The following is a 26,778-nucleotide window of genomic DNA, read 5'->3' as shown; positions in this document are numbered from 1 at the left end:
TCTGCGTGCTGCGGCGGGGTCTGGCAAGGCCGGGCCCGAGCACCTTCGAGGCCCGCGATTACGCGGCATATCTCTGCACAACAAGCGCGCTCAAAGGCGTGGCTGACTCGGCCCGCGGGCGCAAAGCGTACCCATTTCTGCGTACGGTGGCTGTCGCATTCGGCAAGGCCTGCCTGGGCTAAACCCGAAACACCACCCTGACCCGCAACCCGGGCCCCGCATCCTCCAGCACCACCCGCGCGCCATGCGACTGCGCGATCTCGGCGACGATGGCGAGCCCCAGTCCGCTGCCGCCGCTCGGCGCATCGGCCACGCGATAGAAGCGGTCGAACACGCGCGCGCGCTCCTCGGCGGGGATGCCCGGGCCGTTGTCGCTGACCACCAGTTCCACGCTACGCGCGTCGGCACCGCGCCGCACCGCCACATCGATGCGGCCGCCGGCGGGGATGTATGCGAGCGCGTTGTCCAGCAGGTTGGTCAGCAGGATGCGCAACGCATCGGCGTCGCCGCGTACCACGACGGGGGCGGCGTCGGCGCTGCCGTCCAGTCCCAGGTCGATGTCGCGATCGAGCGCGGCCTGGGCCATCTCGGCGACCACGGCCGCGGCCAGTTGATGCAGTTCCACCGGTTCGTGCGTGGGCACGGCCGCGCCCGGTTCCTGCCGAGCCAGCGTCAGCAGCTGGGTCACCAGGTGGGTCAGCCGCTCCAGCCCCTGGCGCAGCTTGGCGATGGCTTCGTCGCGCGCGGCGCCGTCGTCGGCGCGTTCGACCAGTTGTGCCTGCAGCTGCAGCGCGGTCAGCGGCGTGCGCAACGCGTGCGCGGCATCGGCGACGAAGGCGCGCTGGGTGTCGATGGCATGCGAGAGCCGCGCCAGCAGCTGGTTCAGCGCCGCGCTCAGCGGCGCGATCTCGTCGGGCATCGGGCGCACCGCCAGCGGCGCCAGCGTGTTGGCGTCGCGCGCGCGCACTTCGGTGGCGATCTCGCGCAGCGGGCGCAGGCCGCGCCCCACCGCCATCCACACCAGCCAGCCCAGCAGCGGCAGCAACAGCAGCAGCGGCGCCACGGTGCGCAGCGCCATGCGCGCGGCCAGCGTGCGGCGCGCGCTCATCGGCTGCGCGATCTGCACCACGGCGGGCCCCAGCTGCATGCTGTACAGCCGCCATTCGCCCTGCTGCGTGGTCACGTTGGAGAACCCCAGCTCGGCGCGCGCGGGCAGGGCCGGGTGCGAGTGCGACAAATAAAGGCTGCGCCCGGAGCCATCCCAGATATGGATCACCACATCCTCGTCGGCATGCGCGAGGTCGCCGGGCGCGCCGACGAAGGGCGGCGCCACCGGGTTGGGGAACTGGCTCGGCAGCGCCGCGGCCATCTGCTTCATCTGGTAGTCGAACAGCGCATTGGCCTCCTGCCGCGCCTGCCCGTAGATCAGCGCGGTGGCGATGGCGATGCCGGCTACCAGGCCGGCCGCCAGCCAGGCCAGCAGCGTTCGCTGGATCGAGCGCATCAGCCGGCCTCCCCGTCGCCATCCGCGGCCGCTTCGCTGTCCAGGCGCGGCACCACATAGCCCACGCCGCGGATATTGCGGATCAGCGCCGCGCCGAACTTCTTGCGCAGCGCGTGGATGTAGACCTCGACGGTATTGCTGCCGACCTCGTCGTCCCAGCCATAGAGCCGCTCCTGCAGTTGCGGCACCGACCACACCTTGCCCGGGCGCGCCATCAGCGCCGACAGCAGCGCGAACTCGCGCGCCGACAGCCGCACCGGCTCGCCGCGGCAGGTGGCTTCGCGCGTGGCGGGGTTGAGCACGATGTCGCCGTAGGTGACCAGCGGTTCGGCGCGCCCGGCGGCGCGGCGTGCCAGCGCGTGCATGCGCGCGGCCAGCTCCTGCAGGTCGAAGGGCTTGACCAGGTAATCATCGGCGCCGGCATTGAGCCCGGCGACACGGTCGGCAACGGCGTCGCGCGCGGTCAGGATCAGCACCGGCGTGGGCACGCCGCGCGCGCGCAGCGCGCGCAGCACCTCCAGGCCGGGGCGGCGCGGCAGCCCCAGGTCGAGCAGGATCAGGTCGTAGCACGCCTGGCCGTTCGCCGCGGTGCTGGCCGCGGCCAGGCCCGCCTCGCCGTCGCGCACCCAATCCACGGCAAAGCCTTCCTGGCGCAGCGCCAGCTTGACGCTCTCGCCGATCATGGCGTCGTCTTCGACCAGCAGCACGCGCATGGCTAGTCGTTCCCGCCCGCGCCGCCGAGGCGTTCGGCCAGCGCCTGCGCCAGCCCTGCCAACGCCGGATGGCTGGCGGTGATGACATGGACCGGCACCGCCTCGAGCCAGCCGCGCATGCGGCCCTTGGCGACAAAGCGCTCGGCGAACACCGAGTCCTGCAGCGCCGGCACGAAGCGCGGCAGGATGCCGCCGCCCAGGTAGACCCCGCCGCGCGCGCCGATGACCAGCGCGACATCGGCGGCGACCGAGCCCAGCAGCCCGAAGAACACCGCCATGGCGCGCTGGCACAGCGGGTCGTTGCGCTCGAACGCGCCCGCGGTGACCTGCGCCGGCTGCAGCGGCGCGAGCAAGAGCGTACCCGTTTCTGCGGCCAGTGCGGCATGGATATGCGACAGGCCGCTGCCGCTCAGGAGCCGCTCGGCCGAGACCCGGCCGACCTTGCCATGAGCCGCGCGCCACGCAATCCATTCGTCGTCGGTGTCGGGCATCAGCTCGATATGGCCGCCTTCGCCGGCCAGCGCCACGGCATGTCCGCCCGGCGCCGGCACCAGTCCGGAAACGCCCAGGCCGGTGCCGGGCCCGATCAGCGCCAGCGGCGCGGTGCGCACCGCGGTGCCGGCGCGCACCTGCGCCAGGCCCTCGGCGGGCAGGTGCGGCAGGGCCAGCGCCAGCGCGGTGAAGTCGTTGATGGCCACCAGCGTCTGCAGCCCCAGCGCGCGCCGCATGCCGTCGATCGAGAAGGTCCAGTTGTGGTTGGTCAGCCGGACCTGGTCGCCGGTCACCGGATTGGCCAGGCCGATCGCGGCGTGGCGCGGCGTGGCCTGGCCCGCGCCGGCCAGGCCGTCGAGGTACTGGCGCAGCGCCGCTTCCAGCGACGGGAAATCCGCCACCTTCAGCGCCGTCACCGGCCCGATCCGCAGGGGCGCGGTCTCCAGCGCAAAGCGCACGTTGGTGCCGCCTACATCGCCGAGCAGGCGCGGGAAGTCAGCGGAGAAGGATGCGGTAGTGGCCATGGCAGCGGATCTCGTTCCTCGCGCAAAGGTGGGGCAAGTGGGGCGGTCAGGTCTTGAACACGTCAAACCCGTGCCGGTGGCGCGACAGCACCAGGCTCACCGGCAACGACGGCGTGGGGGCCTGCAGCGCGCGCTCCAGCACCGCGGCCTTGGCCGCGCCGGAGACGGACAGGAACACGCGCTCGGCGGCCAGCAGCGCGGCCAGGTTCAGCGTGATGCGCGCATGCGGCGCCACCGACGGATGGGTGATGACGTAGCCCGGCTGCGGCTCGCTCAGCGCGCCCTGCAGTTCGGGCGCATCCGGGAACAGCGAGGCGGTATGGCCGTCCTCGCCCATGCCAAGCACCACCACGTCGGGCTGGCGGAATGCGGCGTTGGCGCGCGCCACCGCCTGCGCGGGCGCGGCGGCGTCCTGTGCGTCGGCAATCAGCGGCACGAAGGCGGCGCTGGCCGCGGCCTCGCGCAGCAGGTGGTCGCGTACCAGTGCGGCGTTGCTGTCGGCGTGGTCGGGTGGCACCACGCGTTCGTCGACCAGCGTGATGGTCACCGCGTCCCAGCGCACGTGCCGGTGGCGCAGCCGCTCGAACATCGCCACCGGCGAGCGTCCGCCCGAGACCGCCAGCACGGCCCAGCCCTTGACGCGCACGGCGAGCTCCAGCGCATTGCCGATCGAGATTGCCAGGGCCTCGGCCTGGTCCATCGGCGTGGGATGTTCAAACAGGCGCATGGCGACTTCCTTTGCAGTGATGCGAGCCCATGGCTCAAGCTTCCTCGTGCCACAGGCCGCCGTCGCGCGACATCAGCGCCGACGACGCCGCCGGCCCCCAGGTGCCGGCGGTATAGGGCTTGGGCGGGACCGTGCTGGCTTCCCAGGTATCGATGATCGGCTCGACCCAGCGCCACGCCTGCACCTGCTCGTCGCGGCGCACGAACAGGCCCAGCCGGCCGCGGATCACGTCCAGCAGCAGCCGTTCATAGGCGCCGGCGCGGCGCACCTTGAACGAGTTGGCGAAGTCCAGGTCGAGCGAGGTGGGCGTCAGTTCCAGCGTATCGCCGGGCTGCTTGACCAGGCAGTACAGGCGGATGCTTTCCTCGGGCTGGAGCTGGATCACCAGCCGGTTCTGCGGCGACTGCGTCAGCGGCCGCGGGAAGATCGCGTGCGGCACGTCGCGGAAGTGGATCACGATCTCGGCCACGCGCGACTGCATGCGCTTGCCGGTGCGCAGGTAGAACGGCACCCCTTCCCAGCGCCAGTTGGCGATCTCGGCCTTGATCGCGACAAAGGTCTCGGTACGGCTGTCCGCCGCGATGCCTTCTTCCTCCAGGTAGCCGGGCACCGGCTTGCCGCCGATCGCGCCGGAGCGGTACTGGCCGCGCACGGTCTTCTCGGCCACGTCCTGCGGCGTGATCGGCCTGAGCGCTTTCAGGATCTTGATCTTCTCGTCGCGGATGGCGTCTTCGCTGAGGCTGGCCGGGGGCTCCATCGCCACCATGCACAGCAGCTGCAGCAGGTGGTTCTGCACCATGTCGCGCAGCGCGCCGGTGCGGTCGTAGAAGTCGCCGCGCGTTTCCACGCCCAGTTCTTCGGCGATGGTGATCTGCACGTCCTGCACCCACTCGCGGCGCCACAGCGGCTCGAACAGCGCGTTGCCGAAGCGGATCGCCATCAGGTTCTGCACCGACTCCTTGCCCAGGTAATGGTCGATGCGGTAGATCTGCTCTTCGGCAAAGAATTTCGCCACCGCGGAGTTGATGGCCTCGTTCGATTCCAGGTCATGGCCCAGCGGCTTTTCCAGCACGATGCGCACGTTGGGCGCGTGGCGCGTGTTCAGGCCGGTGCGCGCCAGCTGCTCGCAGATCGACACGAACAGGTGCGGCGCGGTGGCGAGATAGCACACCACCACCTCGGGCTTGCGCGACAGCAGCTGCTCGGCCAGCGCATCGAAATGCGCCGGCACGCGTGCATCGGCCTGCACGTAGAGGATGCGTGCGCAGAACCTGTCCCATGACTCGGGCGGCGCATGGGCCAGCGCGGGCCGCACGCTCTGTTCCAGCGAGGCGATGTAGTCCGCGCTCGACATCGGCTGGCTGCCGGTGGCGAGAATGCGTGCGGCCGGATGCAGCAGCCCCGCGTGGTGCGCATCGAACAGGGACGGCAACAGCTTGCGCCGCGCCAGGTCGCCGGTGCCGCCGAACAGCACCATGTCGAAATCAGGCATGCTCACCCTGCGCTCCTTGAGGATTCGAGTTGTCGCGGCCGGCGCGCGATGGCCGGCCGGGTAGCGGCCAGTTTACGTGAGTCGCTACGGCTTGGCGAGGCAAGCGTACCCGTTTCTGCGTGGTTCGCGTTGGCCGCGGGCCGGCCACCGACCGCCCTGCGCCGTGCAGGGCCCGGCAAAGTGCGCTAGGCTGAAAGCTCCCCCGCAGGAGAACCCCATGCCACGTCATCCAGTGCTCGAGCGGGTCACCGCCCGCATCGTCTCCCGCAGCACCGCCTCGCGCCAGGCGTATCTTGACCGCACCCGCGCCATGGCCGGGCAGAAGGTCGAACGCGCGCAGCTTTCCTGTACCAACCTCGCCCACGCGGTGGCCGCCATGCCGGACGCCGCCAAGATCCGGCTGAAGGCCGACGAGCGGCCCAACCTGGCCATCGTCTCGGCCTACAACGACATGCTGTCCGCGCACCAGCCCCTGGCGGCGTTTCCGCAATGGCTCAAGGAAGCCGCGCTCGAAGCCGGCGGCACCGCGCAGTTTGCCGGCGGCACGCCGGCGATGTGCGACGGCGTCACGCAGGGCCAGGACGGCATGGACCTGTCGCTGTTCTCGCGCGACGTGATCGCGCTGGCCACGGCGGTGGCGCTGTCGCACCAGATGTTCGATGGCGCGCTGTACCTGGGCGTGTGCGACAAGATCGTGCCCGGCCTGGTGATGGGCGCGCTGTCCTTCGGCCACCTGCCCGCGGTGTTCGTGCCCGGCGGGCCGATGACCACCGGCATCAGCAACGACGAGAAGGCGCACACGCGGCAGCTCTACGCCGAAGGCAAGATCGGCCGCAAGGAGCTGCTCGAGGCCGAAACCCGTTCCTACCACGGCCCCGGCACCTGCACCTTCTACGGCACCGCCAACTCCAACCAGATGCTGATGGAGATGATGGGCCTGCATCTGCCGGGCACGGCCTTCGTCAATCCCAACACGCCGCTGCGCGAAGCGCTCACGCGCGAGGCCGCGCGCCAGGCGCTGAGGCTGGTGCACGGCGGCGAGCGCTATACGCCGGTGGCCGAGGTGCTGGACGAGCGCGCCTTCGTCAACGGCATCGTCGGGCTGCTGGCCACCGGCGGCTCGACCAACCATACGCTGCACCTGATCGCGATGGCGCGCGTGGCCGGCATCGTGCTGAGCTGGGACGATTTCGACGAACTGTCGGCGGTGGTGCCGCTGCTGGCGCGCGTGTACCCGAACGGCAAGGCCGACGTGAACCAGTTCCAGGCCGCCGGCGGGCTGGCGGTGGTGATCCGCGGCCTGCTCGCACTCGGCCTGCTGCACGACGATGTCACGACCATCGTCGGCCGCGGCCTGCAGGACTACACGCGCGAGCCCGTGCTGCGCGACGGCCAGCTGACGTGGATCGATGGCCCGGCCGCGCCGCTCGATGACAGCATCGTGCGCGCCGCCGACGCGCCCTTTGCCCCGGACGGCGGCATCAAACTGCTCGACGGCAGGCTCGGCCGCGCGGTGATCAAGACCTCCGCGGTCAAGCCCGAGCACCGGGTGGTGCAGGCGCCGGCGATCGTGTTCGAGCATCAGGACGATGTGCTGCACGCCTTCAAGCGCGGCGAGCTGGAGCGCGACTTCGTTGCGGTGCTGCCGTGGCAGGGCCCCGCCTCGTGCGGCATGCCGGAGCTGCACAAGCTCACGCCCACGCTGACGGTGCTCCAGGACCGCGGCTTCCACGTGGCGCTGGTCACCGACGGACGCATGTCGGGCGCATCGGGCAAGGTCCCGGCTGCCATCCATGTCTGCCCGGAAGCGCTGCGCGGCGGCGCGATCGCGCGCGTGCGCAGCGGCGACATGATGCGCGTCGACGCGACCGCGGGCACGCTCGACGTGCTGGTGCCCGACAACGAATGGCAGGCGCGCACGCCGGCGCGCCCGGACCTGAGCGCCAATCGCCATGGCGTCGGCCGCGACCTGTTCGCGACCTTCCGCCGCCAGGTCAGCACGGCCGAAAGCGGCGCCTGCACGCTGTTCTCGGAAGAGGGCGAGGCGCAGGGCGCGCGCGGCTAGCCCGGTTGCCGCGCGGGCTGGCGCGTCGGCTGGTGCGACGGCCCGGCCGGCCGCGGCGCGGCCGACGGCGCGCTGTCGGCCACCTTCACCACGCCCGGCACCGACGCCGCGCCCGGCACGTGCAGCTCCTGGATCGGCACCGCCAGCTTGCTGCCGGCTTGCTCGAGCACCTGCTTGATGCGCTCGTAGAAGGCGAAGCGCACGTTCCAGTAATCGTCGTTCGAGGTCCAGTAGCGCACGTTCAGCGTAATGCCCTGCTGGGTGTAGTTGACCACCATGGTTTCGGCGGCGGGCTCGGCCAGCAGCCGCGGCTCGCGCGCCAGCATCGCCCGCAGTGCTTCCAGGCTGCGCTGCACGTCGCTGTCGAAGGTCACCGTGGCCTCGATGTCGGCGCGCCGCGTCGCGTTCTCGCTGTAGTTGGTGATGGCGCTGCCCCACAGCTTGCCGTTGGGCACGCGCAGGCAGACGCCATCGAAGGTGGTCAGCTCGGTCATGAAGAGCCCGGTCTCGCGCACGGTGCCGGCCACGCCCTGCGCGTCGATGTACTGGCCCACGCGAAACGGGCGCAGCAGCACCAGCATGATGCCGGCGGCAATGTTCTGCAGCGTGCCCTGCAGCGCCAGCCCGATCGCCAGGCCGGCGGCGCCCAGCATGGCGATGATGCTGGCGGTCTGCACGCCGAACTGCGACAGCACCAGCACGATGGTCAGCACGCGCACCATCCACTGCAGCGCATTGGCCAGTAGCGGGCGCATGGTGGCATCGACATGGGTGCGGCTGAGCGCGCCCCGTGCCGCGGTGCCAACGCGGCCCGACAGCCACCAGCCGATCATCAGGATCAGGATGGCCGCCAGGCAGTTCATGCCCTGGTTGATGGCGAAGCGGACCAGATAGGACCAGCCCGCCTCAAGCTGGTCGGCATCGATAAAGTTGAGATCCATGGGAGCGGCTCCGTTTGCGGTTGTTGTCAGGGTTGTCGACGGTGCTGGCCTCGGGGCGGCGATGCGTACCCGTTTCTGCGTGCCGTGGCAATGCTCGGGAGGATTTGCCGGAACCCTGAACAGAGGTTCGCGTTTGACAAATTAATGCGTATTGAATGCACGATGTCAGACGATCACCGACAAAGCCGAAAACACGGCACATAGGAGGGGACAAACGAAGCGGGAGGGGGTTCCCGGGACCTGGCGCAAAATCCAAGAGGCGTGGGCGCCAGGCCTTGCGCTGCAACGGCTGGCGCCGGATTGCCCGGAACCGCGTAAGAGCTACGCGCCCGCGCGCCAGGCGCCGGGTGTCACGCCGAAGGCGGCCTGGAAACGCCGGCTCAGGTGGCTGGCCGAGGCAAACCCGGCGCGGGCGGCGACTTCATGCAGCGGGCGGCGCGGATCGGCCAGCAGCCGTTGCGCGCGCTCGAGGCGGGTCAGCAACACCCACGCATGCGGCGGCATGCCGAACGACACCCGGAACATGCGCGCGAAGTGGAATTCCGACAACCCCACCATGGCCGCCAGTTCGCCCAGCGTCGGGTTGCTTTCGGGATGGCTTTCGATCCAGTCGCGCACGGTCCGCCGCGCCTGCGCCGACAAGCCACCGCGCCAGTCGGTCGGGGCGGCGCGGCCGGCGTGGGTCAGTACCAGGTGGCTGACCGCCTCGTGCGCCAGCGCATTGCCGGCCATGCGGGCCTCGGGCAACTGCCAGTCCAGCGCTGCAAGCTGCTGGCTCACGGCATGCAGACGCGGATCGTCGGCAAAGGTCAGGTCGCGCAAGGCCACCGAGCGCGGTTCGCGGTCGAGCAGGCGCACGCAGTGCCAGGCCAGGGTTTCGGGACGGAAATACAGATGCAGGAAGCGCTGCGGGCCGCCGACATGCCAGCGCGACTCATGGTCGGCCGGCAACAGGCACAGCCTGCCCGGGGCGCCCTTGTTGCCGGGCTGGTCGCGGCGGTAGGTGGCGTGGCCGCCCTGCAGGTAGACCGACATGGTGTGGTGACCGGGCCGCGCATAGCCGGTGCTGTCGTTCCGGTTGCGCCACAGCGCCACGCCCAGGCCGTCGCCCAGCGCCGCGGCGCGCTCCAGCGAAGCGCGCGAGCCGCTGAGCGCGGCGAACACCGCGTGGCGCTGGAGCGGATCGGTCGGCAAGGTCATGTGGCGCAAGGCGTGGTGGGCTGCGGGCAGCGATGATCGGCACGACTTTCAGCGACGAAAGTCGGCGCGCGAGGCATCACTATACCGCCGGCAGCACCACCGCCGCGCACGCAGAATCGGGTACGCCCGGCTGTCGCCATGCCGCCCTGCACGTCGATTCACGCGGGCTGTTCATGCAGCTTGTCGCGCGCCGCCAGCGCCGGGAACAAGCGCATCCACACCGCCACCACCAGCAGCGTGCCGACACCGCCCAGGACCACCGCGCCCACCGGGCCGAACAGCGCGGCGGTGACGCCTGACTCGAACTCGCCCAACTGGTTGGAAGCGCCGATGAACACCGAATTGACGGCGCCGACGCGCCCGCGCATGTCGTCGGGCGTATCGAGCTGGACCAGCGTGGAGCGCACCACCACGCTGATCATGTCGGAAGCGCCCAGCACCACCAGTGCCGCCATCGACAGCGGCAGCCAGGTCGAGACCCCGAACACCACCGTGGCGACGCCGAACACCGCCACCGCGGCGAACATCACGCGTCCGGCGCGCCGGTTCAGCGGATGGCGCGCCAGCCACAGCGCCATCGCCAGCGCACCGATGGCCGGGGACGAGCGCAGCAGTCCCAGCCCCCACGGTCCGGTATGCAGGATGTCGCGCGCGTAGATCGGCAACAGCGCCGCGGCGCCGCCCAGCAGCACCGCGACCATATCCAGCGAGATCGCGCCCAGCAGCACCGGGCGGCCGCGGATATAGGCGAAACCGGCAAAGACGGTGCGCACGCTGACCGGCGCGGTCAGCCGCTGCGCCGCCTGGCGCAGCGTGATGCCGCCCACCAGCACCGCGGCGATGGCAAACAGGGTCGCGCTCAGCGTGTACACCACGCCCGGGCCCGCCACATAGGCAAAGCCGCCGATGGCCGGGCCGATGATGATGGCGGCCTGCCCCGCCGAACTGGCCAGCGCCACCGCGCGCGGCAACTGGCGCGGCGTGACGACGCTGGGCAACAACGCCTGCAGCGTCGGGTTCTCGAACGCGCGCGTGGCGCCGATCAGCGCGACGAAAACAAAGATGTGATGGCTGTCGATCCAGCCGCCCAGGCTGGCGGCGGCCATGCCGGCGGCCAGCAGCGCCTCGATCGACTGGCAGGTGCGCACGATGCGGCGCCGGTCGAAGCGGTCCGCCACGTGGCCCGACATCAGGATCAGCGCCACCGACGGCAGGAACTGCACCAGCCCGACCATGCCCAGCATCAGCGGGTCGCGCGTCAGGTCGTACATCTGCCAGCCCACCGCCACGGTAAAGATCTGGTAGCCGATGGTGGTGCAGAGCCGCGCGAACCAATAGCGGCGAAAGACGGAATCACGGAAGACGCTGTCCGGCTCGGCGGCCGGAACGGTGGCAGGGGAAGACATGGATGGGGCAGGAAGGGGGGCGGAGCTTGCGCACGGGAAGCGGGTTCGCCATGCGCAAAGGGCAGATTCTAAAGCGTGTACTTAATTGCTGCATGCAGATGCCGACGCATGCACACGCAATCCTCGAAATGTGCGGAATCGAGCGCGAATTTTGCTTTCTTGTCCGCACAATGATGCAGAGGCGCGACACCGGGGTGTAGCGGGATGCTGCTCTACTCGCCTTTGAGAATCACTCGCATTTATAATCGCCGCCCATTGGCGCGACCGTCCGGACCACCGCTTCCGGCACAGCGGGACGCGCCGCTCTCCCAGGAACCTCACCTTGCAGCCCGCTTTCCGCCTGACCGGGGGTGCCATCGGCGCCGCCCTGCTGTTTGCCCAGCTCGCCGCCCTGCCGGCCAACGCCGCGGAACCGGCTTCCGCCACTTCCACCGCCAATCCCGAAGCCACGCTGAACCCGGTCACCGTGGTCGGCAACTGGCTGGAAAACGCCAACGAGGCCAAGGTGCTGGAGCACCCGGGCGCGCGTACCATCGTCGACCGCGAGACCTTCGCTGAAGCCGGCGCCAATAATGTGCGGGAAGTGCTGCGCCGCATTCCGGGCGTGCAAGTGCAGGAGAACAACGGCACCGGCGGCAGCGACGTCTCGCTGAACGTGGGCGTGCGCGGGCTGGCTTCGCGGCTGTCGCCGCGCTCGACCATCCTGATGGATGGGGTCCCGCTGGCGGTGGCACCCTACGGCCAGCCGCAATTGTCGATGGCGCCGCTGTCGCTGGGCAACCTCGAGACCATCGACGTGGTGCGCGGCGCGGGCTCGGTGCGCTACGGCCCGCAGAACGTGGGCGGCATCATCAACTTCGTGACGCGCCCGATCCCCACCACCTTCGCCGCGGATGCCTCGATCTCGACCGACATCTACAGCCACGGCGGCAACGTCAAGACCAACCCGACCGCATTCATCGGCGGCACCAACGAGCAGGGGCTGGGCGGCGCGCTGCTGTACTCGGGCATCCACGGCAACGGCTACCGCGCCAGCAACGACCACGTCAATATCGACGACCTGCTGCTCAAGGGCGCGTACCGGATCTCGAAGACCGACTCGCTGAGCGCCGCGTTCCACTACTACGAAGGCACGGCCGGCATGCCCGGCGGCCTGACGCCGGCGCAGTATGCCGCCGACCCATTCCAGTCGGTGCGTCCCTACGACAACTTCAGCGGACGGCGCCACGACTTCAGCCTGAAATACAGCCACAACGACGCGGACCGCAAGTTCGAGGTGCTGACGTACTACACCGACAGCTTCCGCGGCAGCAATATCGAGCAGGAAGGCAGCGGCGCGCAGGCCGGCCGGCGCCGCCTGACCGCGGCGCCGCGCAACTACCACACCTTTGCGATCGAGCCGCGCTACTCGCAGCTGTTCCGCGGCGAAAGCATGAGCCATGAAGTCAGCGTCGGCTACCGCTTCCTGCGCGAAGCCAGCGACGAGCAGGCATCGCGCACCGCGTACTACGTGCCGGGTTCGGTCGATGCCACCACCCTGCCCTCGCCGGTCTACCAGTGGCGCACCGGCGGCACCACCGCCAACGCGGTCTATATCGACGACACCATCAACGTCGGCAACTGGACCATCACGCCGGGCCTGCGCTATGAGTTTATCCGCTCGAACGTGACCGACCGCTTTACCAATGTGCGCCGCGACGTGTCGTCCAACGAGCCGCTGCCGTCGCTGGCGGTGATGTACCACGTCAGCGACCAGTGGAAACTGTTCGCCAACGCCGGCGTCTCGTTCGGTCCGCTGCAGTATTTCCAGATCGCGCAGACCACCAATGGCCTGACGCCGGAGAAGGCCAAGACCTACGAGATCGGCACGCACTTCAACGCCAATGGCTGGGGCGGCGAGCTAACGCTGTTCAACATCGACTTCGACGACGAGCTGCAGCTGCGCGGCGGCACCGGCGGTGCGCCGGATGCATGGACCAACCTCGGCGCCACCACCCATCGCGGCGTGGAATCGTCGCTGCGCTATGACTTCGGGGCGCTCGACAAGTCGCTGATGGGCCTGTCGGCCTACGCCACCTATACCTACACCGAAGCGACCTACAACCAGGGCAACTTCGCCGGGCGCGACCTGCCGTTCTATTCGCGCCATGTGGCCACGGTGGGCATGCGCTACGCGCGCAACCGCTGGTCGTTCAATGTTGATGGCTTTGCGCAGTCCAAGCAGCATTCGCCGGGCGACCCGAGCAATTCGACCACCTACCAGACCGCGGAAAGCGCCAACGGCGCGCTGGGCGATATCCCGGGCTATGCGCTGATGAACCTGCGCGTGGGCTATGACTTCGGCAAGGCGGCGCAGAACCTGAAGGTGGCGGTGGGCGTGAAGAACGTATTCGACAAGCGCTATTTCACGCGCTCGACCGACAACAATGCCGGCAAGTATGTGGGCATGCCGCGGACGTTCTATATCCAGGCGTCGCTGGCGTATTGAGGCGACATCAGGCTGACGGGGCGCCCCCCTTCTGATAGCAAAACGGCTCGCAACTGCGAGCCGTTTTGCTTTTGGAGCTTTGGTGCGCGCTCAGACGATCTCGCGCGTCTCCAGGAACTGCAGCTCCGGGAACCGTTCCTGCGTCAGCCGCAGGTTGACCATGCTCGGCGCCAGGTAGACATGGTCGCCGGCACCGTCCAGCGCCACGTTGTGCCCGGCCTTGGCAATCAGCTTCTCGATCTCCGCCGGCGTGCCCTTGAGCCAGCGCGCGGTGGCGCATTCATGCGATTCGAAGATGGCGTCGACGCCGTACTCATGCTCGAGCCGGTGCGCCACCACGTCGAACTGCAGGATGCCCACGGCACCCAGCACCAGGTCGTTGGAGGCGAGCGGGCGGAACATCTGCGTGGCGCCTTCTTCGGCCAGCTGCTGCAAGCCCTTCTGCAGCTGCTTGACCTTGAGCGGGTTGTTCAGGCGCGCGCGGCGGAAGAATTCCGGCGCGAACGACGGGATGCCGGTGAACTTGAGCGGCTCGCCCTCGGTAAAGACATCGCCCAGACGGATGGTGCCGTGGTTGGGCACGCCGATGATGTCGCCGGCGTAGGCCTCTTCGGTGGTGTTGCGGTCCTGCGCCATGAAGGTGATGGCGTTGTTGATCGCCACGGTCTTGCCCGCCGACACGTGCAGCAGCTTCATGCCGCGCTCGAAGCGGCCCGAGCACACCCGCACGAAGGCAATGCGGTCGCGGTGGCGCGGATCCATATTGGCCTGGATCTTGAACACGAAGCCGGTGAACTTCGGCTCCTGCGGCTCGACCACGCGCGAATCCGTATTGCGCGCCAGCGGCGGCGGCGACAGCTCGCACAGCGCATCCAGCAGCGACTGCACGCCGAAGTTGTTGATGGCAGAGCCGAAGTACACGGGCGTCTGCTTGCCGTTGAGGAAGGCCTCCTTGTCGAAGGTGTGCGAGGCCCCGCGCACCAGCTCGATCTCGATGCGCAGTTCTTCGGCCTGGCTGCCGAGCATGCGGTCCAGCTCCGGATTGTCCAGGCCGTCCAGGATCGCCGACGTGCCCTTGTCGCCGTGCGGGTCGAACAGCTGCACCTTGTCGTCGATCAGGTGGTACACGCCGCGGAAGGCCTTGCCCATGCCGATCGGCCACGTCATCGGCGCGCACTGGATCTGCAGCACGTCCTCGATTTCATCGAGCAGTTCGATCGGCGAGCGGCCTTCGCGGTCGAGCTTGTTGATGAAGGTCAGGATGGGGGTGTCGCGCAGCCGGCAGACGTTCAGCAGCTTGATGGTCTGCGCTTCGACGCCGTTGACCGAGTCGATCACCATCACCGCCGAGTCCACCGCTGTCAGCGTGCGGTAGGTGTCTTCGGAGAAGTCCTCGTGGCCCGGGGTGTCGAGCAGGTTGACGATGTTCTCCTGCGCCTTGCCATCCGCGCTGTCGCGGCGATACGGGAACTGCATCACCGACGACGTCACCGAAATGCCGCGCTGCTTTTCCAGCTCCATCCAGTCCGAGGTGGCATGGCGGTCGGCCTTGCGCGCACGCACTTCGCCCGCGACCTGGATCGCGCCGCCGAACCACAGCAGCTTTTCGGTCAGGGTGGTCTTGCCCGCGTCGGGGTGGGAGATGATGGCGAAGGTGCGACGACGCGCAATTTCAGGAACGAGCGAGCTCACGGCAGCGGAATCAGACTGGGAAATATTGGGATGGCCCGGCGGTGGCCGGAACCAGGGCCGGCAGCGCCGCGGGCGGCCGCAGGGCCGGGCCCTGCGGGCACGCGAAGGGAATGGGGCGTTATTTTACCGGTTTGGGCGCCGCTACGGGATTTGCGTTGCCGCCCGCCGGGCCCGCGCCCCGCTCCGGCGCTGCCGCTACCCGGCCAGCTTGTCCGCCGGCTTGCCCCGCAGGCTGCCGAACTGCAGCGCGTACTGGCGCGTCAGCTCGGCGCCGAAGAAAAAGATCTGTGCCGAGTAATACACCCACAGCATCAGCGCCACCACCGACCCGGCGGCGCCATAGGACGAGGCCACCGCGCTGTTGCCCAGGTACAGCCCGATCAGCCGCTTGCCGATCGAGAACAGCAGCGCGGTGATGACCGCGCCCATGGTGACGTCGCGCCAGGCGATACGCGCATTGGGCAGCATCTTGAAGATCACCGCGAACAGCGCGGTCACCACCGCGAACGAAAACAGCGAGGAGATGACTTCGGCCACCGGCGCAAACCACGATTGCGTCCACAGCTGGCCCCAGATGCGCTCCACCACCGCCAGCGCCGCATTGACGATCAACGACACCAGCAGCATGAAGGCCAGCACCAGCACCAGGCTGAACGACAACAGGCGCGTGCGCAGCAACTGGCGCCAGCCGGCAGTGTCGGGCACCGGCACGTGCCAGATGTCGTCCAGGCTGCTTTTGAGTTCGGCAAAGGCACTGGTGGCGCCGACGAACAGGATGCCGGTCGCGATCAGCGCCGCCATGCCGCTGCCGCCGGCGCGGTGCGTCGCGGCCAGGATGCCCTCGATGGCGGCGGCGCCCTGGTCGCCGACCAGCCCTTCGAGCTGCGCGAAGATCTCGCCGCGTGCCGCCTCGGCGCCGAAGAACAAACCGGCGATCGAGATCACCAGCACCAGGATCGGCGCCAGCGAGAACAGCATGTAGAAGGACAGCGCCGCGCCCTTGCTGGCGGCGCGGTGCGCGAACCACGACGTGATCGCGGCGGACACGACGCGCAGCGTGCGCGCCCCGGTATGGCGGTCGGGCAGCCAGTGCGGGCGGTGCCGGCGCGGCGGCGGCACGCCTTCGGCGGCAGACGAGGAGGAAGGTTCGGTCTTGTCAGTCACGGCCTGGTGCTGGCGCGATCCGGCGCGGGACCGCGGATGGATTGCGCCTGCCCGCGCGGCGGGCGCTGCGTTCATCATACTGCGCATCGCGCCGCTTGCCCAAGACGCGCCTGGCGCGGCGCGGCACAGGCGACCTGCTACAGTAAGACCAGGCATACCTGCCGGCGCATCCGTTGCCCGCGCGCCGGCGCAAGGAGGCACCCGTGACCTGCAACCTCCGCACACGTCCGGCGGCCGTGCTGGCAATCATCGCCGTGCTCGGCTGCGCCGGCTGCGAGCGCAGCCAGCCCGGCCCCAAGCCCATCTCCGGCACCGCCTCGGGCGCCGTGCCCTCGGCAGCGCCCGCTGCGACACCGTCCAGCCCTGCCAACCCCTCTGGCACCTCGGGCCAGCCCCGTTGACCGCGCGCGCCGCCCCCGGCGCGTACCCGTTTCTGCGTGGCCACGCACCGTAGCGTCATGGTGACGCGATGCATCGCGGTTACTCGCGTGCATGACTGATGTAAGGCCAGTTTCAACCGTGCAACGGCTGCGAGGCCGTGGCGCCACGCGTCGGGCGCACGGCAAGCCGCCGGCCAGTGCGCGCCGGCGGACGCCAGCGCCATGCCTGCGCCGCCACGGCGTCGGCGCAACGCGTTGCAGTGGCGCAACCAATTGGTCCAGCGCCGCCGCGCAGTGGCGCCCGGGTACTGCGATCTGTCTCGCAAAGCCGCGTGGCACAAGCGTTTGCGGCCCTTGGCACACTTGTCGCTCTGACTTGGCCAGGGCGCACAGTGCAGGCCTGCGCCAGTTCCGTCAAACCCGTCCTTGCGCGCTGGAGATCACCACATGCGTCACCCGCCTTCCCGCATGACGGCGCGCCGGCGCGCATACCGCCTGGCCGGTCCGCCGCCGTCAGAGATGGACCTGGTGTCGGCGCCGCTGCTGCCCTATCCGCGCGCGCGCGAGCAAGTCGCGCGCAGCGCGCACGGCATGGCTTGCGTGGCGATCCGCAGACCGGCGCAGGCCAGTCCGGCATGCCGCCGGCACGCGGGCAAGCGGCGCGCATGACGGCCCAGCACAACAGGCGGGCACGCGAGCCAGCGTAACCGCACGGATTAGTGTTCCGTCCCCCGGCGGGCACTTTTTTTCCACAGGGAGATGCCGACCATGAAAGCTGCAATGCTCGCCACGGCGCTGGCGATTGGCTCGGGCAGCGCGGCGGCGGCCAGCTACGCGTGGTTCGACCGCCCCGACGCCGACCACGCGAACAGCCACGCCGCGGTCAGTCATGACGTCTATGTGCGCGGCTTCGGCTGGGCCTGGGGGGAACTGCGGCTGGATCCGGACACGACGGGCAGCGAAGCGCTGGCGCCGCCCGCGCGGCATGCACGCGACGGCCAGCGCCGCCGCGACATCGTGCCGTGGCCTTCGCAGGATGCCTGCGAGCCGCCGCGGCGCGCGCGCGGCAAGATCAGCATGAACCTCGCCACCGCGCCCGCGCACGCGTCCGGCGGCGGGTTCGCGGGCGGGTTCGCGGACGGGAAGTGGGCCGCCAGGCCCCCGCGAGTGGTGCGCTGACGTGCCGGCCGGCACGGGGAAAGGTGGAACCGGCGAGCGGACGTCGCCGGTTCCCCTTTCCCGCTGGCGCCTGTGCTGGCCGTGTTACTGGCCGCGGTACTGGCCGTGCCGGCAACCGACACGCGACCGCAGCTGCTGAATGCCCCCTGACTGCCGCTATTCCCCTGCCGAGGCGTGGCTCTCCACACGGATGTTGTGCTTGTGCATGAGCCGGTAGAGGGTCACGCGCGACACGTTGAGCTCGCGCGCGGCCGGCACCACGTGAAAGCCGTGGCTGGCCATCACGGTACGGATCGCTTCACGCTCGGCCTCTTCGCGGATCGCATCGAGGGTCTTGCGCGGCAGCTCGGCGCCGTTGTGCAGCTGCAGGTCCTCGGCGGTGATCTTGCGGTTGTCGGTCATCACGATGGCGCGGCGCACGCGGTTGATCAGTTCGCGCACATTGCCCGGCCAGGCGTACTGCATCATCGCCTGTGTCGCGCACGCGGAGAACCCGCGGATGCGACGGTGCGCCTCGTGGCCATGCTCGGCCAGCACCGCATTGGCCAGCAGCAGGATGTCCTCGCCGCGCTCGCGCAGCGCCGGGATCGACAACGTCAGCACGCACAGCCGGTGGAACAGGTCCGAACGGAAACGCCCGTCGCCCTGCGCCGCGACCAGGTCCACGTGCGTGGCCGAGATGATGCGCAGGTTGAGCGGGATCGACTGGTGGCCGCCCAGCCGCGTGATCGTGCCCTGCTGCAGGAAGCGCAGCAGCGCCACCTGGCTTTCCAGCGGCAGGTCGCCGATTTCGTCAAGAAACAGCGTGCCGCCCTGGGCCTGCTCGATCCAGCCGATCTTGCGCTGGTTGGCGCCGGTAAACGCGCCCTTTTCATAGCCGAACAGCTCTGACTGCACCAGGTGCGAGGGAATGGCGCCGCAGTTGATGGCAATGAACGGGCCCTTGCGCCGGCTCGAGGCATCGTGGATCGCCTGCGCGGCCAGCTCCTTGCCGGTGCCGGACTCGCCCGAGATAAACACCGGCGCTTCGTTGTGCGCGACCTTGGCGAGCGAGCGGAACATCGCGCGCATCGCCGCACATTCACCGATCATGGTGCCGCGCGACGCGGTTTCCTGCGGGCGCGTGCCGTGCAGCGACGCCATGCCGCGCGCATGCCGCAGCGTGTACAGCAGCTCGGGCATCGCGAATGGCAGGCGCACGTAGTCGACGCAATAGTCGCGGATCATCCGCCGTACGCGCTCGTTGGCCAGCATCGCATCGGAGGTGATCGCCACCCAGGTGATATGCAGGTACTGCAGCGCCTGTTCCAGCTGCGTGAACTCGGCCTCGCTGTAGTCGGACTGCAGGTCGATCACGCCGGCAGTGGGCGGGCAGGCGCGCACCGCGCGCTCGGCGTCGCGCACTTGCGCGACGCGGCGGATTTCCCATTCCGTGCCGATCACGGACGGGTCGAAACCAAAATCTTCATGACGCGACACGACCACGAGCTGTGCAGTGCGTGGCGCCTTGCACAGTCGGTCCATCACGATCTCCCGGACGTTAGGCTTGTTCTTGGTGCCGGCACCCGTGGCCGCGGCAGCGGCGCGCGTCCGTGGCGGACGGTGGGGCTGAACTGGCTGCGGGCATGGGCCCGCGGTCGACGTCGGTGTCACGAGCTGGACAGACTGCGAGTAGCCTCGTCAGGCGTGGCGAGGTAATCCGCCCCTGCCTGAAGCTGTTCGCGGATGCGCCGCCGCACGGCCTCCTTCTCGCGCATCAACTCCACGCGAGGCGCCTGCGGCGACTGGCCGGAGTATTGGTAGTAGAGCGTCTTGTAGGTCAGCTGGCTGAGGATCCATTCCTGCAGCAGCGAGCGCTGGCGCGCCAGTTCCCCTTCGAGCAGCCGATGGCGACGCAGCAAGTTGGACACCGCCGCACGGGCGCTGTCGCTGAGTTCGCTGTCTTCGGCAAGCAGGGCGTCGATCTCCGCGGTGACAGCGTCGCTCGCGACCCGTTTGGCTGGCACTTCACCTGCGGCCTCCCCCACGGCAGCCCAGGCTGTACGCATAGATCGGATGGATCGGTTACTGGACTCCCTGACAGGCCCGATGACGGGTCGCCGGATCTCTCCTGCGGTCATGATTATCCCCGTTGAACAACATCCCCCGGCACTGCACGTCTACGTTTACCACTTTTCAGTCTTGGAATTTTCTTGCCTGCGTGGCGCGCATGTTGTCCGCACGCTCCCGGATTGTGGACGGCGCCGTCATTGATATTGACGGTCTCTGTCGCGAAAGCGCTGCCGTCCTGGCGCATTGCGCCGACGCGCTTCCGGCGTGGCTCCGGCACCGTGCCGCATACACCGGAGTCAAGAAGGGGCGCTTGCCGCGCCCCTCTTTGCCACGCCTATAGTTCAGTGCATTTGCGGCGGTTTGTCCAGCCCCGTGTGGGTGACTTACAGCCAATCTCATCCATTGGTATGAGCCCTCGCGCACACACGCGAAAGCGCTGGCAGCGGCACGCCGCAGCGCGCTTCTATGCGCTCCTGCGCGCGCCTACGACGCGGACATACTACGCAGAAACGGGTACGCTCCGACACCCCACCGCGGCAGGGACATGACTCTGCCGGAGCTCTGAAACGCTGCCGCGGCCTGCACGCAGAATCGGGTACGCTTCGCCAGCCCCGCCGCATCGGGCGCGCGCAGAAACGGGTACGCAGCGGCTTTGCGCGGACTGCGCTGCGTGCCATCACGGCAAAAAAAGGCGGCCCTGGGGCCGCCCTGCCGAAGAGACTTGTCGTTGCTCCGGCGCGTGCCGTTCAGTGCCCCGGAAGGTAATAGAACTTGAAGATGAACACGGCGGCAATGATCCACACCATCACCGGCACGCTGCGTGCGCGACCGGTCAGCAGCTTCAGCGCCGCATAGCTGATAAAGCCGAACGCCACGCCATTGGCGACCGAATAGGTAAATGGCATGCCCAGCGCCGTCATCACCGCGGGCACCACCTCGGTGACGTCGTTCCAGTCGATTTCCAGCAGCTCGCGCAACATCAGGCACGACACATACAGCAGCGCCGGCGCGGTGGCATAGGCCGGCACCGTTCCCGCCAGCGGCGCAATGAACAGCGCCGCGAGAAACAGCACGGCCACCGTCACTGCGGTCAGGCCGGTACGTCCGCCTGCCTGCACGCCCGAGGCGCTTTCGATATACGCGGTGGTGGACGACGTGCCCAGAAACGAGCCCGCCATGATGGCGGTGCTGTCGGCCATCAGCGCCTTGTTGAGCCGGTCCATCTTGCCGGCCTTGAGCAGGCCCGCGCGGTTGGCCACCCCCATCAGCGTGCCGGTCGCATCGAACAGCTCCACCAGGAAGAACACCAGCACCACGTTGATGATGCCGATCGACAAGGCCGCGGTGATGTCGAGCTTGAACAGCGTCGGGCTCAGCGACGGCGGCGCGGAAAAGACACCGTGGAAAGTGTTGCCGGCAAAGGCGAAACTCAGCAGCGTGGTGAGCAGGATGCCGATCAGGATGGCACCCTTCACACGCAGGTGGTCCAGCGCCACGATCACGAAGAAGCCGACGATCGCGAGCACCGCCGCAGGCTGGTGCAGGTCACCGATGGTCACCAGCGTGGCCGGGCTCGCGGTGACGATGCCGGCGTTCTTCAGCGCAACGATGGCCAGGAACAGGCCGATGCCCGCGGTGATGGCCACGCGAATCGAATGCGGGATGCCATTGACAATCATTTCGCGCACGCGGAACAGCGTCACCAGCAGGAACAGGCAGCCGGAGATAAAGACCGCGCCCAGCGCCGCTTCCCACGGGAAGCCCATGCCCTTGACCACCGTGTACGCAAAATACGCGTTCAGGCCCATGCCGGGCGCCATCGCGATCGGATAGTTGGCGTAGAAGCCCATGATCAGCGTGCCGATCGCCGCGGCCACGCAGGTGGCAACGAACACCGCGTCCTTCGGCATGCCCGCATCGCCAAGGATGGAGGGATTGACGAAGATGATGTACGCCATCGTCAGGAACGTGGTGATGCCGGCCAGGATCTCGGTACGGACATCGGTATGGTGCTCGCGCAGCCTGAATACCCGCTCGAGCAGCGACGGCGCGGCGTGGGGCGCTGCGGGGGTGGATGTGCCCGGCTTGGAAGCGGGATCCGGCATCGACATGAATGGTCTCCTGGTGTCTTATCGTGTCCGCGGCAACGGCAACCTGTGGGTCAGTACCGGTGACGGGTAGGGCTGGGCGTGGCGCCGCCCACGGCCGCCCTGGCGGCAAGCGTACTCTGTACCGCGCGGCCCGGCGCCGTCGCGGCGGGCACGAATAAGCAACATGCAAAAGGCGTGATGATCCCACGACGCGCACGCTGCGAGCCAGTCCCGGGACGCGCGCGGCCGGCAGGGGCATGGGGCCGTCCCCATCTTGACGCTGGCGGCAATCCCCCGTATAAACGCGCCTAGATTCAAGCGACGAGGCAACAGTTCATTCGTTAGCCACCGTCTGGTACTTCGGTTGTCCATGGTGTCCTTTCCTTGAGTTCCCCGTGTCGGATGACGTGTTCGTCATGCGATCTTTTTTGTCCTTTTTCTGGAAAGCAAATCATGCAAACCGGTATCGTCAAGTGGTTCAACGACGCCAAGGGCTTCGGCTTTATCAAGCCGGACGCGGGTGGTGACGACCTCTTCGCCCATTTCTCGGAAATCCGTGCTGACGGCTTCAAGTCGCTGCAGGAAAACCAGCGCGTGCAGTTCGAAGTCAAGAATGGCCCGAAGGGCCTGCAGGCCGCGAACATCACCCCGCTGTAAGCGTTGCCCCCGGCGCACCAGGTGTGCGCCGCACAGCGTAAGAACCCCGCCCCTGGCGGGGTTTTTGTTTTTTGTCGCAGCATCCCGGTGCTGCCTCGGGTTCCCCTTCCCCTCCTCCCACTTTTTTCCCGTCTTTTCACCCTCCTCGCCGTGATAAGACGCCGCGCGTTGCCCCGCGTCGCAGAAACGGGTACGCAATGCTGCAGCGCAGAGCGGCTGGTGCCTGGCCAGCGCACGCAGAAACGGGTACGGCCTGCCCCCTGAGCCTCACACCTTCTGCCGAATAGTCACGCAGAAACGGGTACGCATTGCCGGCCGCCCCGCCCTGCGCCTCCCTTGGGGCACGCAGAATTGGGTACGCGGCGAAAAATTTTTTTGTCCCGGTATGCGCTTCCCGCCGCCGTCCGCAGCCTGATCTATCCACATCCCATGCCCCGGCCGGTCACCGCAGAAACGGGTACGCCCCGTGTTGCGACGCAAAACCCGGCCTCTGGTGCCTCCCCATCCCCTCCGTTCGCAGAATCGGGTACGGCATTGCGCCGATTGGCCAGCATGCGCCTTCGCAGAATCGGGTACGCACCAACGAAACATCGCGGTGGTGCAAGTCACGGATGCCCGGAGGCCCCTCAAGGGAGTCGCAGAAATGGGTACGCGCCAGCGAAGCTCCGCCTCATCACGTATACGTCGAGTGTAAGTACTAGCTTTCTGTATGGTGGCCGTGTATAATGGAAACTTGGTTAAAGGTCCGCTCGCTTACGGGGCGGATTTGACGCAGAAACGGGTACGCCCTGCTGGGGCGCTTCATGTCCAGGTACGCAGAAACAGGTACGCTGGAGAGCGAAACCAGACACGAGATCCCGGTCGCAGAAATGGGTACGCCGCAGAAACAGGTACGCGGACACATCCAGATGCAGGCGATCTGAGGCCGGCGCAGAAACGGGTACGCTTTGGCAGGGGTTTTCGCAGAAATGGGTACGCAGGCGCGGTTCAAGGTGCAAGTTGTGCACTGGGGCGCGAACTTGTTTCTGCGTGGATAACCGCCTGGCAATGCAGTTATCCACCGTTTTTGGGCGGGAACCGGCGCTCCAGCGCGCCTGGCGGCCAAGGATCTCGCAGAATCGGGTACGCTTTGCGGGGTCTTGCCTGTGGAGAAGCCTGTGGGCGATGGCAGTTATCCCCGCAGAATCCGGTTCGCGCTGGCCGCAGATACAGGTTCGGGTGGTCGCAGATACGGGTTCGGCCCGTCGCTGAATCGGGTACGGATCGCCGCAGAATCGGGTTCGCGGGGCGGTGTTTTCCCCTTACGAATCAACGGGGTTGGCTTCACGTATACGGTTTACAAGTAGTTAACCCGTATCGGTATCGTTTACTGGTAGCTGATGGCTGGCGAACCGTGGACAACCCTGCCGGGTTGCCCACCGTCCGCCACCATGCGACCAGCCATTAGATCCTCCCGGCTGGCAAGAACCCCGCGGGCAATGCGGTCGCTTGTGTACCTGTTTCTGCGTGACAAGCTTTGCGGCTTCGAGTACAAAGGCGGGTAATCCGAAGCAAGCCACTATGCCCATCAAACGCTCCCCGGCCGCCACGGGGGATCGAAGCGTCCTCGACCTGGACGCCGAACCCTCCCGCATCATTGTTCCCGGCAACGAGAACAACCTGGTTCCGTCCGAGAAATTCCAGCGCCTGTTTGACGAAGCGCAGGCCATGGAGCGCGAAGACGCCTGGCAAAGCGGCGAGGTCGGCTTCCTCAGCCGCGCCAGCGTTCAGGTCACGCTGCCATATCGCGCGCCCAAGGGTGCGCCGCCGGTCTGGACCCGCACCAGCGGCAATATCTCGCTGATGATCCAGCCGGGCTATTTCACGCAGCAACGCTCCGAGCGCGCCGCCAACGGCCGCCAGAAGCTGGTGTCGGAAACGGTGTCGCTGGGATACCCGTATGGCTCCTATCCGCGCCTGATGCTGGCCTGGATCGGCAAGGAGATCATGGCGAAGAAGAAGCGCGGCGAATTCACCGGCACGGTGGAAGACCGGCGTATCTCGCTTGGCAATTCGCTGTCGGAGTTCATGTACAACCTCGGCATCCCGATGGCCACCGGGGGCAAGCGCGGCACCATGACGCTGGTACGCCAGCAGATGATCCGCCTGTTCTCGGCGACCATTGCCATCGTGCAGAACAAGTCGACGCCGAGCCAGAACCAGAATCCCAACCACGAGCCGCTGTCGATCGATCGCGTGGGCTACCTGCTGGCCGACCAGCTGTCGACCTGGTGGGATCCGATGCAGCCCGGCCAGGGCTCGATGTTCGAGAGCTTCGTGGTGCTGTCCGAGCCGTTCTTCAACGAGCTGGTCAACCGTCCGGTGCCGGTGGACATGCGTGCGCTGAAGGCGCTCAAGCAGTCGCCGTTCGCGCTCGACGTGTATTCGTGGCTGACTTACCGGTTTTTTACGATCCAGCGTCGTACCGAGATCCCCTGGGAAGCGCTGCAGATGCAGTTCGGCACGGAAACCGAAAGCGAACGCAAGTTCCGCGCGCTGTTCCGCAAGGCCCTGAAGGACGTGCTGGTGGTCTATCCCGGTGCCAAGGTGGACGCGGATTCGTCCAAGGCGCTGATCCTGCAGCCGTCGCGTACCAGCGTGCGCAAGCTGGGCTGACATCTGCCACGGGCAGGCAGGCCCGGATGCAAAAAAGGCAAGCGTGAAACGCTTGCCTTTTTTGTTGCCCGCCGCGAACGCGTCGCGGCGGGTGAGAGCTCAGCCGAGGCTGGATCAGGCCGGCTTGATTGCCGAAGCCTGCAGGCCCTTCGGGCCTTGCTTGACTTCAAACGTCACGCGCTGCCCGTCCTTCAGGGTCTTGAAGCCCGAGCCCTGGATTTCCGAGAAGTGCGCGAACAGGTCTGCACCACCGTCGTCCGGGGTAATGAAGCCAAAGCCCTTGGTCTCGTTGAACCACTTGACCGTACCGGTTGCCATAGGAATTTCCTTTTCGAAGCAAGTTCTTGTACACAACGCAAACAACCGTTCAAGCACGTTGAGTTCTCGTAGATACCGAACGGAAGCCGACGAGGTGACACGACTTGACTCGACTGTAGCGCGCATCATAACCACTTTGGATTACGGTGTCATGTGCGGCGTAATGCGCACTACAGATACTTTAGGCACATTGCGGTCCGATTTTCAAGCAATTTTACCGACTTGCATGATTTCCCCTGTTTTAAGGACAGTTCGGCGCCCGCGGTGTTGAAATACATTTTTTGTTAAATTGGAAAACGGTTGATACGTCACCTGGTTTTGGCTACAGTTGCGCCTTAAGAATCCACCGCGCTTTCAGCGCTGAAAGAGAGGTCGCAGTGCCAGCCAAAATCATTACGGTCTTCAACCAGAAAGGCGGTTGCGGCAAGACGACGGTCAGCATGCACCTTGCCGGCACACTGGGCTTGCGCGGCGCGCGCTCCATGCTGGTCGACATGGACGAGCAAGGGACCGCCACCCGATGGGCGGCGCAAGCCAGCGACGAGCGGCCGTTCCCCGCCTCGGTCATCGGGCTGGCGCCATCCGGCGGCGCCATGCACCGCGAGGTACGCAAATTCGTCCAGGATTACGACTACATCGTCGTGGATTGCCCCCCGGCGGTCCATTCGGCGGCGCCATCCAGCGCATTGCTGATTTCCGACCTCGCCATCATTCCCGTCGTGCCGTCCCCGCCGGACCTGTGGGCGGCAGTGGCCGCCAAGACGCTGGCCCAGCACGCGCAAGTACAGAATGAATCGCTGCTGATCCGGGTCATGGCTAATATGGTCCAGCGCCGGGTGTCGATTGCCCGCCAGGCGATTGAAATCCTTGGCGATGATGGCGACGTCCCGCTGTTGAATTCGATGATCGGCTCGCGTTCGGCGTTCCGCGAATGCCAGGCGATCGGCTGCACCGTCCACGGCGTGGCAGGCGCCCGCGAGGCGGTGCAGGAGGTCGACATGATGGTCGATGAAGTGTTGTCTTTGATTGAGCAATAGGC

Annotated in this window: 22 protein-coding genes; 8 read left to right on the top strand and 14 right to left on the bottom strand. The window is 67.6% G+C overall.

The window, feature by feature from the left end; translation table 11 throughout:
* Nucleotides 1-178 precede the first annotated feature (178 nt).
* From GA0116996_RS19620 to zwf, 5 genes are read right to left on the bottom strand one after another with little or no spacing between them, the layout of a single operon-like run.
* Entirely contained in the window at nucleotides 179-1,504 is a 1,326-nt protein-coding gene (locus GA0116996_RS19620) for an ATP-binding protein (protein ID WP_092314954.1), read from the bottom strand.
* Complete coding sequence (locus GA0116996_RS19615) at nucleotides 1,504-2,217, bottom strand: response regulator (protein ID WP_092314952.1); 714 nt, start codon at nucleotides 2,215-2,217, stop codon at nucleotides 1,504-1,506. The genes GA0116996_RS19620 and GA0116996_RS19615 overlap by 1 nt, the downstream gene beginning before the upstream one ends.
* 2 nt (nucleotides 2,218-2,219) lie before the next feature.
* Nucleotides 2,220-3,233, bottom strand: a complete 1,014-nt coding sequence (gene glk, locus GA0116996_RS19610) for a glucokinase (RefSeq protein WP_092314950.1) — start codon at nucleotides 3,231-3,233, stop codon at nucleotides 2,220-2,222.
* Nucleotides 3,234-3,279: 46 nt separating this feature from the next.
* Nucleotides 3,280-3,960: a 6-phosphogluconolactonase gene (gene pgl, locus GA0116996_RS19605; RefSeq protein WP_092314948.1), complete on the bottom strand. Its 681-nt coding sequence runs from the start codon at nucleotides 3,958-3,960 to the stop codon at nucleotides 3,280-3,282.
* Between the two features lie 34 nt (nucleotides 3,961-3,994).
* A complete protein-coding gene (gene zwf, locus GA0116996_RS19600; RefSeq protein ID WP_092314946.1) occupies nucleotides 3,995-5,452 on the bottom strand; it encodes a glucose-6-phosphate dehydrogenase in 1,458 nt (485 codons plus the stop codon).
* 217 nt (nucleotides 5,453-5,669) lie between these two features.
* On the opposite strand from zwf, the gene edd reads away from it, so the two are divergent.
* Nucleotides 5,670-7,517 carry a phosphogluconate dehydratase gene (edd, locus tag GA0116996_RS19595; RefSeq protein ID WP_092314944.1) on the top strand — a complete coding sequence of 616 codons (1,848 nt, stop codon included), beginning with the start codon at nucleotides 5,670-5,672 and terminating at the stop codon, nucleotides 7,515-7,517.
* On the opposite strand, the gene GA0116996_RS19590 is transcribed toward edd, so the two are convergent.
* The 3 genes from GA0116996_RS19590 to GA0116996_RS19580 all read right to left on the bottom strand — a co-directional run bounded on the left by GA0116996_RS19590 (nucleotide 7,514) and on the right by GA0116996_RS19580 (nucleotide 11,064).
* Complete coding sequence (locus GA0116996_RS19590; protein WP_092314942.1) at nucleotides 7,514-8,458, bottom strand: mechanosensitive ion channel family protein; 945 nt, start codon at nucleotides 8,456-8,458, stop codon at nucleotides 7,514-7,516. The two genes, edd and GA0116996_RS19590, sit on opposite strands and share 4 nt — an antisense overlap.
* A 321-nt stretch (nucleotides 8,459-8,779) precedes the next feature.
* Nucleotides 8,780-9,658, bottom strand: coding sequence for a helix-turn-helix domain-containing protein (locus GA0116996_RS19585; protein WP_092314940.1), 879 nt, complete (start codon nucleotides 9,656-9,658; stop codon nucleotides 8,780-8,782).
* 158 nt (nucleotides 9,659-9,816) lie between these two features.
* On the bottom strand, nucleotides 9,817-11,064 hold the full coding sequence (locus GA0116996_RS19580) for an MFS transporter (protein ID WP_092314938.1): 1,248 nt from the start codon (nucleotides 11,062-11,064) through the stop codon (nucleotides 9,817-9,819).
* Nucleotides 11,065-11,386: 322 nt separating this feature from the next.
* On the opposite strand from GA0116996_RS19580, the gene GA0116996_RS19570 reads away from it, so the two are divergent.
* Nucleotides 11,387-13,552, top strand: coding sequence for a TonB-dependent receptor family protein (locus GA0116996_RS19570; RefSeq protein WP_092314934.1), 2,166 nt, complete (start codon nucleotides 11,387-11,389; stop codon nucleotides 13,550-13,552).
* A 90-nt stretch (nucleotides 13,553-13,642) separates the two neighbouring features.
* Here GA0116996_RS19570 and GA0116996_RS19565 read toward each other — a convergent pair whose 3' ends face one another.
* Together GA0116996_RS19565 and GA0116996_RS19560 are read right to left on the bottom strand one after the other, a co-directional pair.
* Nucleotides 13,643-15,244: a peptide chain release factor 3 gene (locus GA0116996_RS19565; RefSeq protein WP_092314932.1), complete on the bottom strand. Its 1,602-nt coding sequence runs from the start codon at nucleotides 15,242-15,244 to the stop codon at nucleotides 13,643-13,645.
* A 195-nt stretch (nucleotides 15,245-15,439) separates the two neighbouring features.
* Nucleotides 15,440-16,495 carry a YihY/virulence factor BrkB family protein gene (locus GA0116996_RS19560; RefSeq protein WP_375790482.1) on the bottom strand — a complete coding sequence of 352 codons (1,056 nt, stop codon included), beginning with the start codon at nucleotides 16,493-16,495 and terminating at the stop codon, nucleotides 15,440-15,442.
* A gap of 116 nt (nucleotides 16,496-16,611) precedes the next feature.
* Here GA0116996_RS19560 and GA0116996_RS19555 point away from each other — a divergent pair, with 116 nt between their 5' ends.
* From GA0116996_RS19555 to GA0116996_RS19545, 3 genes are all read left to right on the top strand, one after another.
* On the top strand, nucleotides 16,612-16,809 hold the full coding sequence (locus GA0116996_RS19555) for a hypothetical protein (RefSeq protein ID WP_243419707.1): 198 nt from the start codon (nucleotides 16,612-16,614) through the stop codon (nucleotides 16,807-16,809).
* Between the two features lie 426 nt (nucleotides 16,810-17,235).
* A complete protein-coding gene (locus GA0116996_RS19550) occupies nucleotides 17,236-17,457 on the top strand; it encodes a hypothetical protein (RefSeq protein ID WP_243419708.1) in 222 nt (73 codons plus the stop codon).
* Nucleotides 17,458-17,556: 99 nt separating this feature from the next.
* Nucleotides 17,557-17,967: a hypothetical protein gene (locus tag GA0116996_RS19545; RefSeq protein ID WP_243419709.1), complete on the top strand. Its 411-nt coding sequence runs from the start codon at nucleotides 17,557-17,559 to the stop codon at nucleotides 17,965-17,967.
* Nucleotides 17,968-18,123: 156 nt separating this feature from the next.
* Here the strand turns inward: GA0116996_RS19545 and GA0116996_RS19540 are convergent, their stop codons facing one another.
* The 3 genes from GA0116996_RS19540 to GA0116996_RS19530 form a co-directional block, all read right to left on the bottom strand.
* The gene (locus GA0116996_RS19540) at nucleotides 18,124-19,491 is read right to left on the bottom strand and encodes a sigma-54 dependent transcriptional regulator (RefSeq protein ID WP_092314924.1); all 1,368 of its coding nucleotides are present in this window, start codon (nucleotides 19,489-19,491) and stop codon (nucleotides 18,124-18,126) included.
* A gap of 125 nt (nucleotides 19,492-19,616) precedes the next feature.
* Complete coding sequence (locus GA0116996_RS19535) at nucleotides 19,617-20,087, bottom strand: hypothetical protein (protein WP_092314922.1); 471 nt, start codon at nucleotides 20,085-20,087, stop codon at nucleotides 19,617-19,619.
* A gap of 678 nt (nucleotides 20,088-20,765) precedes the next feature.
* On the bottom strand, nucleotides 20,766-22,130 hold the full coding sequence (locus GA0116996_RS19530) for an NCS2 family permease (RefSeq protein ID WP_092314920.1): 1,365 nt from the start codon (nucleotides 22,128-22,130) through the stop codon (nucleotides 20,766-20,768).
* Between the two features lie 432 nt (nucleotides 22,131-22,562).
* Here GA0116996_RS19530 and GA0116996_RS19525 point away from each other — a divergent pair, with 432 nt between their 5' ends.
* Both GA0116996_RS19525 and GA0116996_RS19520 read left to right on the top strand, forming a co-directional pair.
* The gene (locus tag GA0116996_RS19525; protein WP_010811149.1) at nucleotides 22,563-22,766 is read left to right on the top strand and encodes a cold-shock protein; all 204 of its coding nucleotides are present in this window, start codon (nucleotides 22,563-22,565) and stop codon (nucleotides 22,764-22,766) included.
* Between the two features lie 1,560 nt (nucleotides 22,767-24,326).
* Nucleotides 24,327-25,421: a replication protein RepA gene (locus GA0116996_RS19520; protein WP_012354866.1), complete on the top strand. Its 1,095-nt coding sequence runs from the start codon at nucleotides 24,327-24,329 to the stop codon at nucleotides 25,419-25,421.
* Between the two features lie 114 nt (nucleotides 25,422-25,535).
* On the opposite strand, the gene GA0116996_RS19515 is transcribed toward GA0116996_RS19520, so the two are convergent.
* A complete protein-coding gene (locus tag GA0116996_RS19515; protein ID WP_006159056.1) occupies nucleotides 25,536-25,739 on the bottom strand; it encodes a cold-shock protein in 204 nt (67 codons plus the stop codon).
* 377 nt (nucleotides 25,740-26,116) lie between these two features.
* On the opposite strand from GA0116996_RS19515, the gene GA0116996_RS19510 reads away from it, so the two are divergent.
* Nucleotides 26,117-26,776, top strand: a complete 660-nt coding sequence (locus GA0116996_RS19510; RefSeq protein ID WP_012354867.1) for an AAA family ATPase — start codon at nucleotides 26,117-26,119, stop codon at nucleotides 26,774-26,776.
* Nucleotides 26,777-26,778 lie beyond the last annotated feature (2 nt).

Source organism: Cupriavidus alkaliphilus (genome assembly GCF_900094595.1).
GTDB lineage: Bacteria > Pseudomonadota > Gammaproteobacteria > Burkholderiales > Burkholderiaceae > Cupriavidus > Cupriavidus alkaliphilus.
The sequence above is the reverse complement of the archived record's forward strand: the minus strand, read 5'-3'. Positions and strand labels throughout refer to the sequence as shown.

What these genes read in the sequence shown, in the direction of transcription:
- GA0116996_RS19540 (WP_092314924.1), bottom strand. Translation starts at nt 19,491, where the DNA reads ATGGACCGACTGTGCAAGGCGCCACGCACTGCACAGCTCGTGGTCGTG.
- GA0116996_RS19615 (WP_092314952.1), bottom strand. Translation starts at nt 2,217, where the DNA reads ATGCGCGTGCTGCTGGTCGAAGACGACGCCATGATCGGCGAGAGCGTC.
- GA0116996_RS19620 (WP_092314954.1), bottom strand. Translation starts at nt 1,504, where the DNA reads ATGCGCTCGATCCAGCGAACGCTGCTGGCCTGGCTGGCGGCCGGCCTG.
- GA0116996_RS19530 (WP_092314920.1), bottom strand. Translation starts at nt 22,130, where the DNA reads ATGTCGATGCCGGATCCCGCTTCCAAGCCGGGCACATCCACCCCCGCA.
- pgl (WP_092314948.1), bottom strand. Translation starts at nt 3,960, where the DNA reads ATGCGCCTGTTTGAACATCCCACGCCGATGGACCAGGCCGAGGCCCTG.
- GA0116996_RS19585 (WP_092314940.1), bottom strand. Translation starts at nt 9,658, where the DNA reads ATGACCTTGCCGACCGATCCGCTCCAGCGCCACGCGGTGTTCGCCGCG.
- zwf (WP_092314946.1), bottom strand. Translation starts at nt 5,452, where the DNA reads ATGCCTGATTTCGACATGGTGCTGTTCGGCGGCACCGGCGACCTGGCG.
- GA0116996_RS19515 (WP_006159056.1), bottom strand. Translation starts at nt 25,739, where the DNA reads ATGGCAACCGGTACGGTCAAGTGGTTCAACGAGACCAAGGGCTTTGGC.
- GA0116996_RS19520 (WP_012354866.1), top strand. Translation starts at nt 24,327, where the DNA reads ATGCCCATCAAACGCTCCCCGGCCGCCACGGGGGATCGAAGCGTCCTC.
- edd (WP_092314944.1), top strand. Translation starts at nt 5,670, where the DNA reads ATGCCACGTCATCCAGTGCTCGAGCGGGTCACCGCCCGCATCGTCTCC.
- glk (WP_092314950.1), bottom strand. Translation starts at nt 3,233, where the DNA reads ATGGCCACTACCGCATCCTTCTCCGCTGACTTCCCGCGCCTGCTCGGC.
- GA0116996_RS19525 (WP_010811149.1), top strand. Translation starts at nt 22,563, where the DNA reads ATGCAAACCGGTATCGTCAAGTGGTTCAACGACGCCAAGGGCTTCGGC.
- GA0116996_RS19560 (WP_375790482.1), bottom strand. Translation starts at nt 16,495, where the DNA reads ATGCGCAGTATGATGAACGCAGCGCCCGCCGCGCGGGCAGGCGCAATC.
- GA0116996_RS19590 (WP_092314942.1), bottom strand. Translation starts at nt 8,458, where the DNA reads ATGGATCTCAACTTTATCGATGCCGACCAGCTTGAGGCGGGCTGGTCC.
- GA0116996_RS19550 (WP_243419708.1), top strand. Translation starts at nt 17,236, where the DNA reads ATGCGTCACCCGCCTTCCCGCATGACGGCGCGCCGGCGCGCATACCGC.
- GA0116996_RS19535 (WP_092314922.1), bottom strand. Translation starts at nt 20,087, where the DNA reads ATGACCGCAGGAGAGATCCGGCGACCCGTCATCGGGCCTGTCAGGGAG.
- GA0116996_RS19545 (WP_243419709.1), top strand. Translation starts at nt 17,557, where the DNA reads ATGAAAGCTGCAATGCTCGCCACGGCGCTGGCGATTGGCTCGGGCAGC.
- GA0116996_RS19580 (WP_092314938.1), bottom strand. Translation starts at nt 11,064, where the DNA reads ATGTCTTCCCCTGCCACCGTTCCGGCCGCCGAGCCGGACAGCGTCTTC.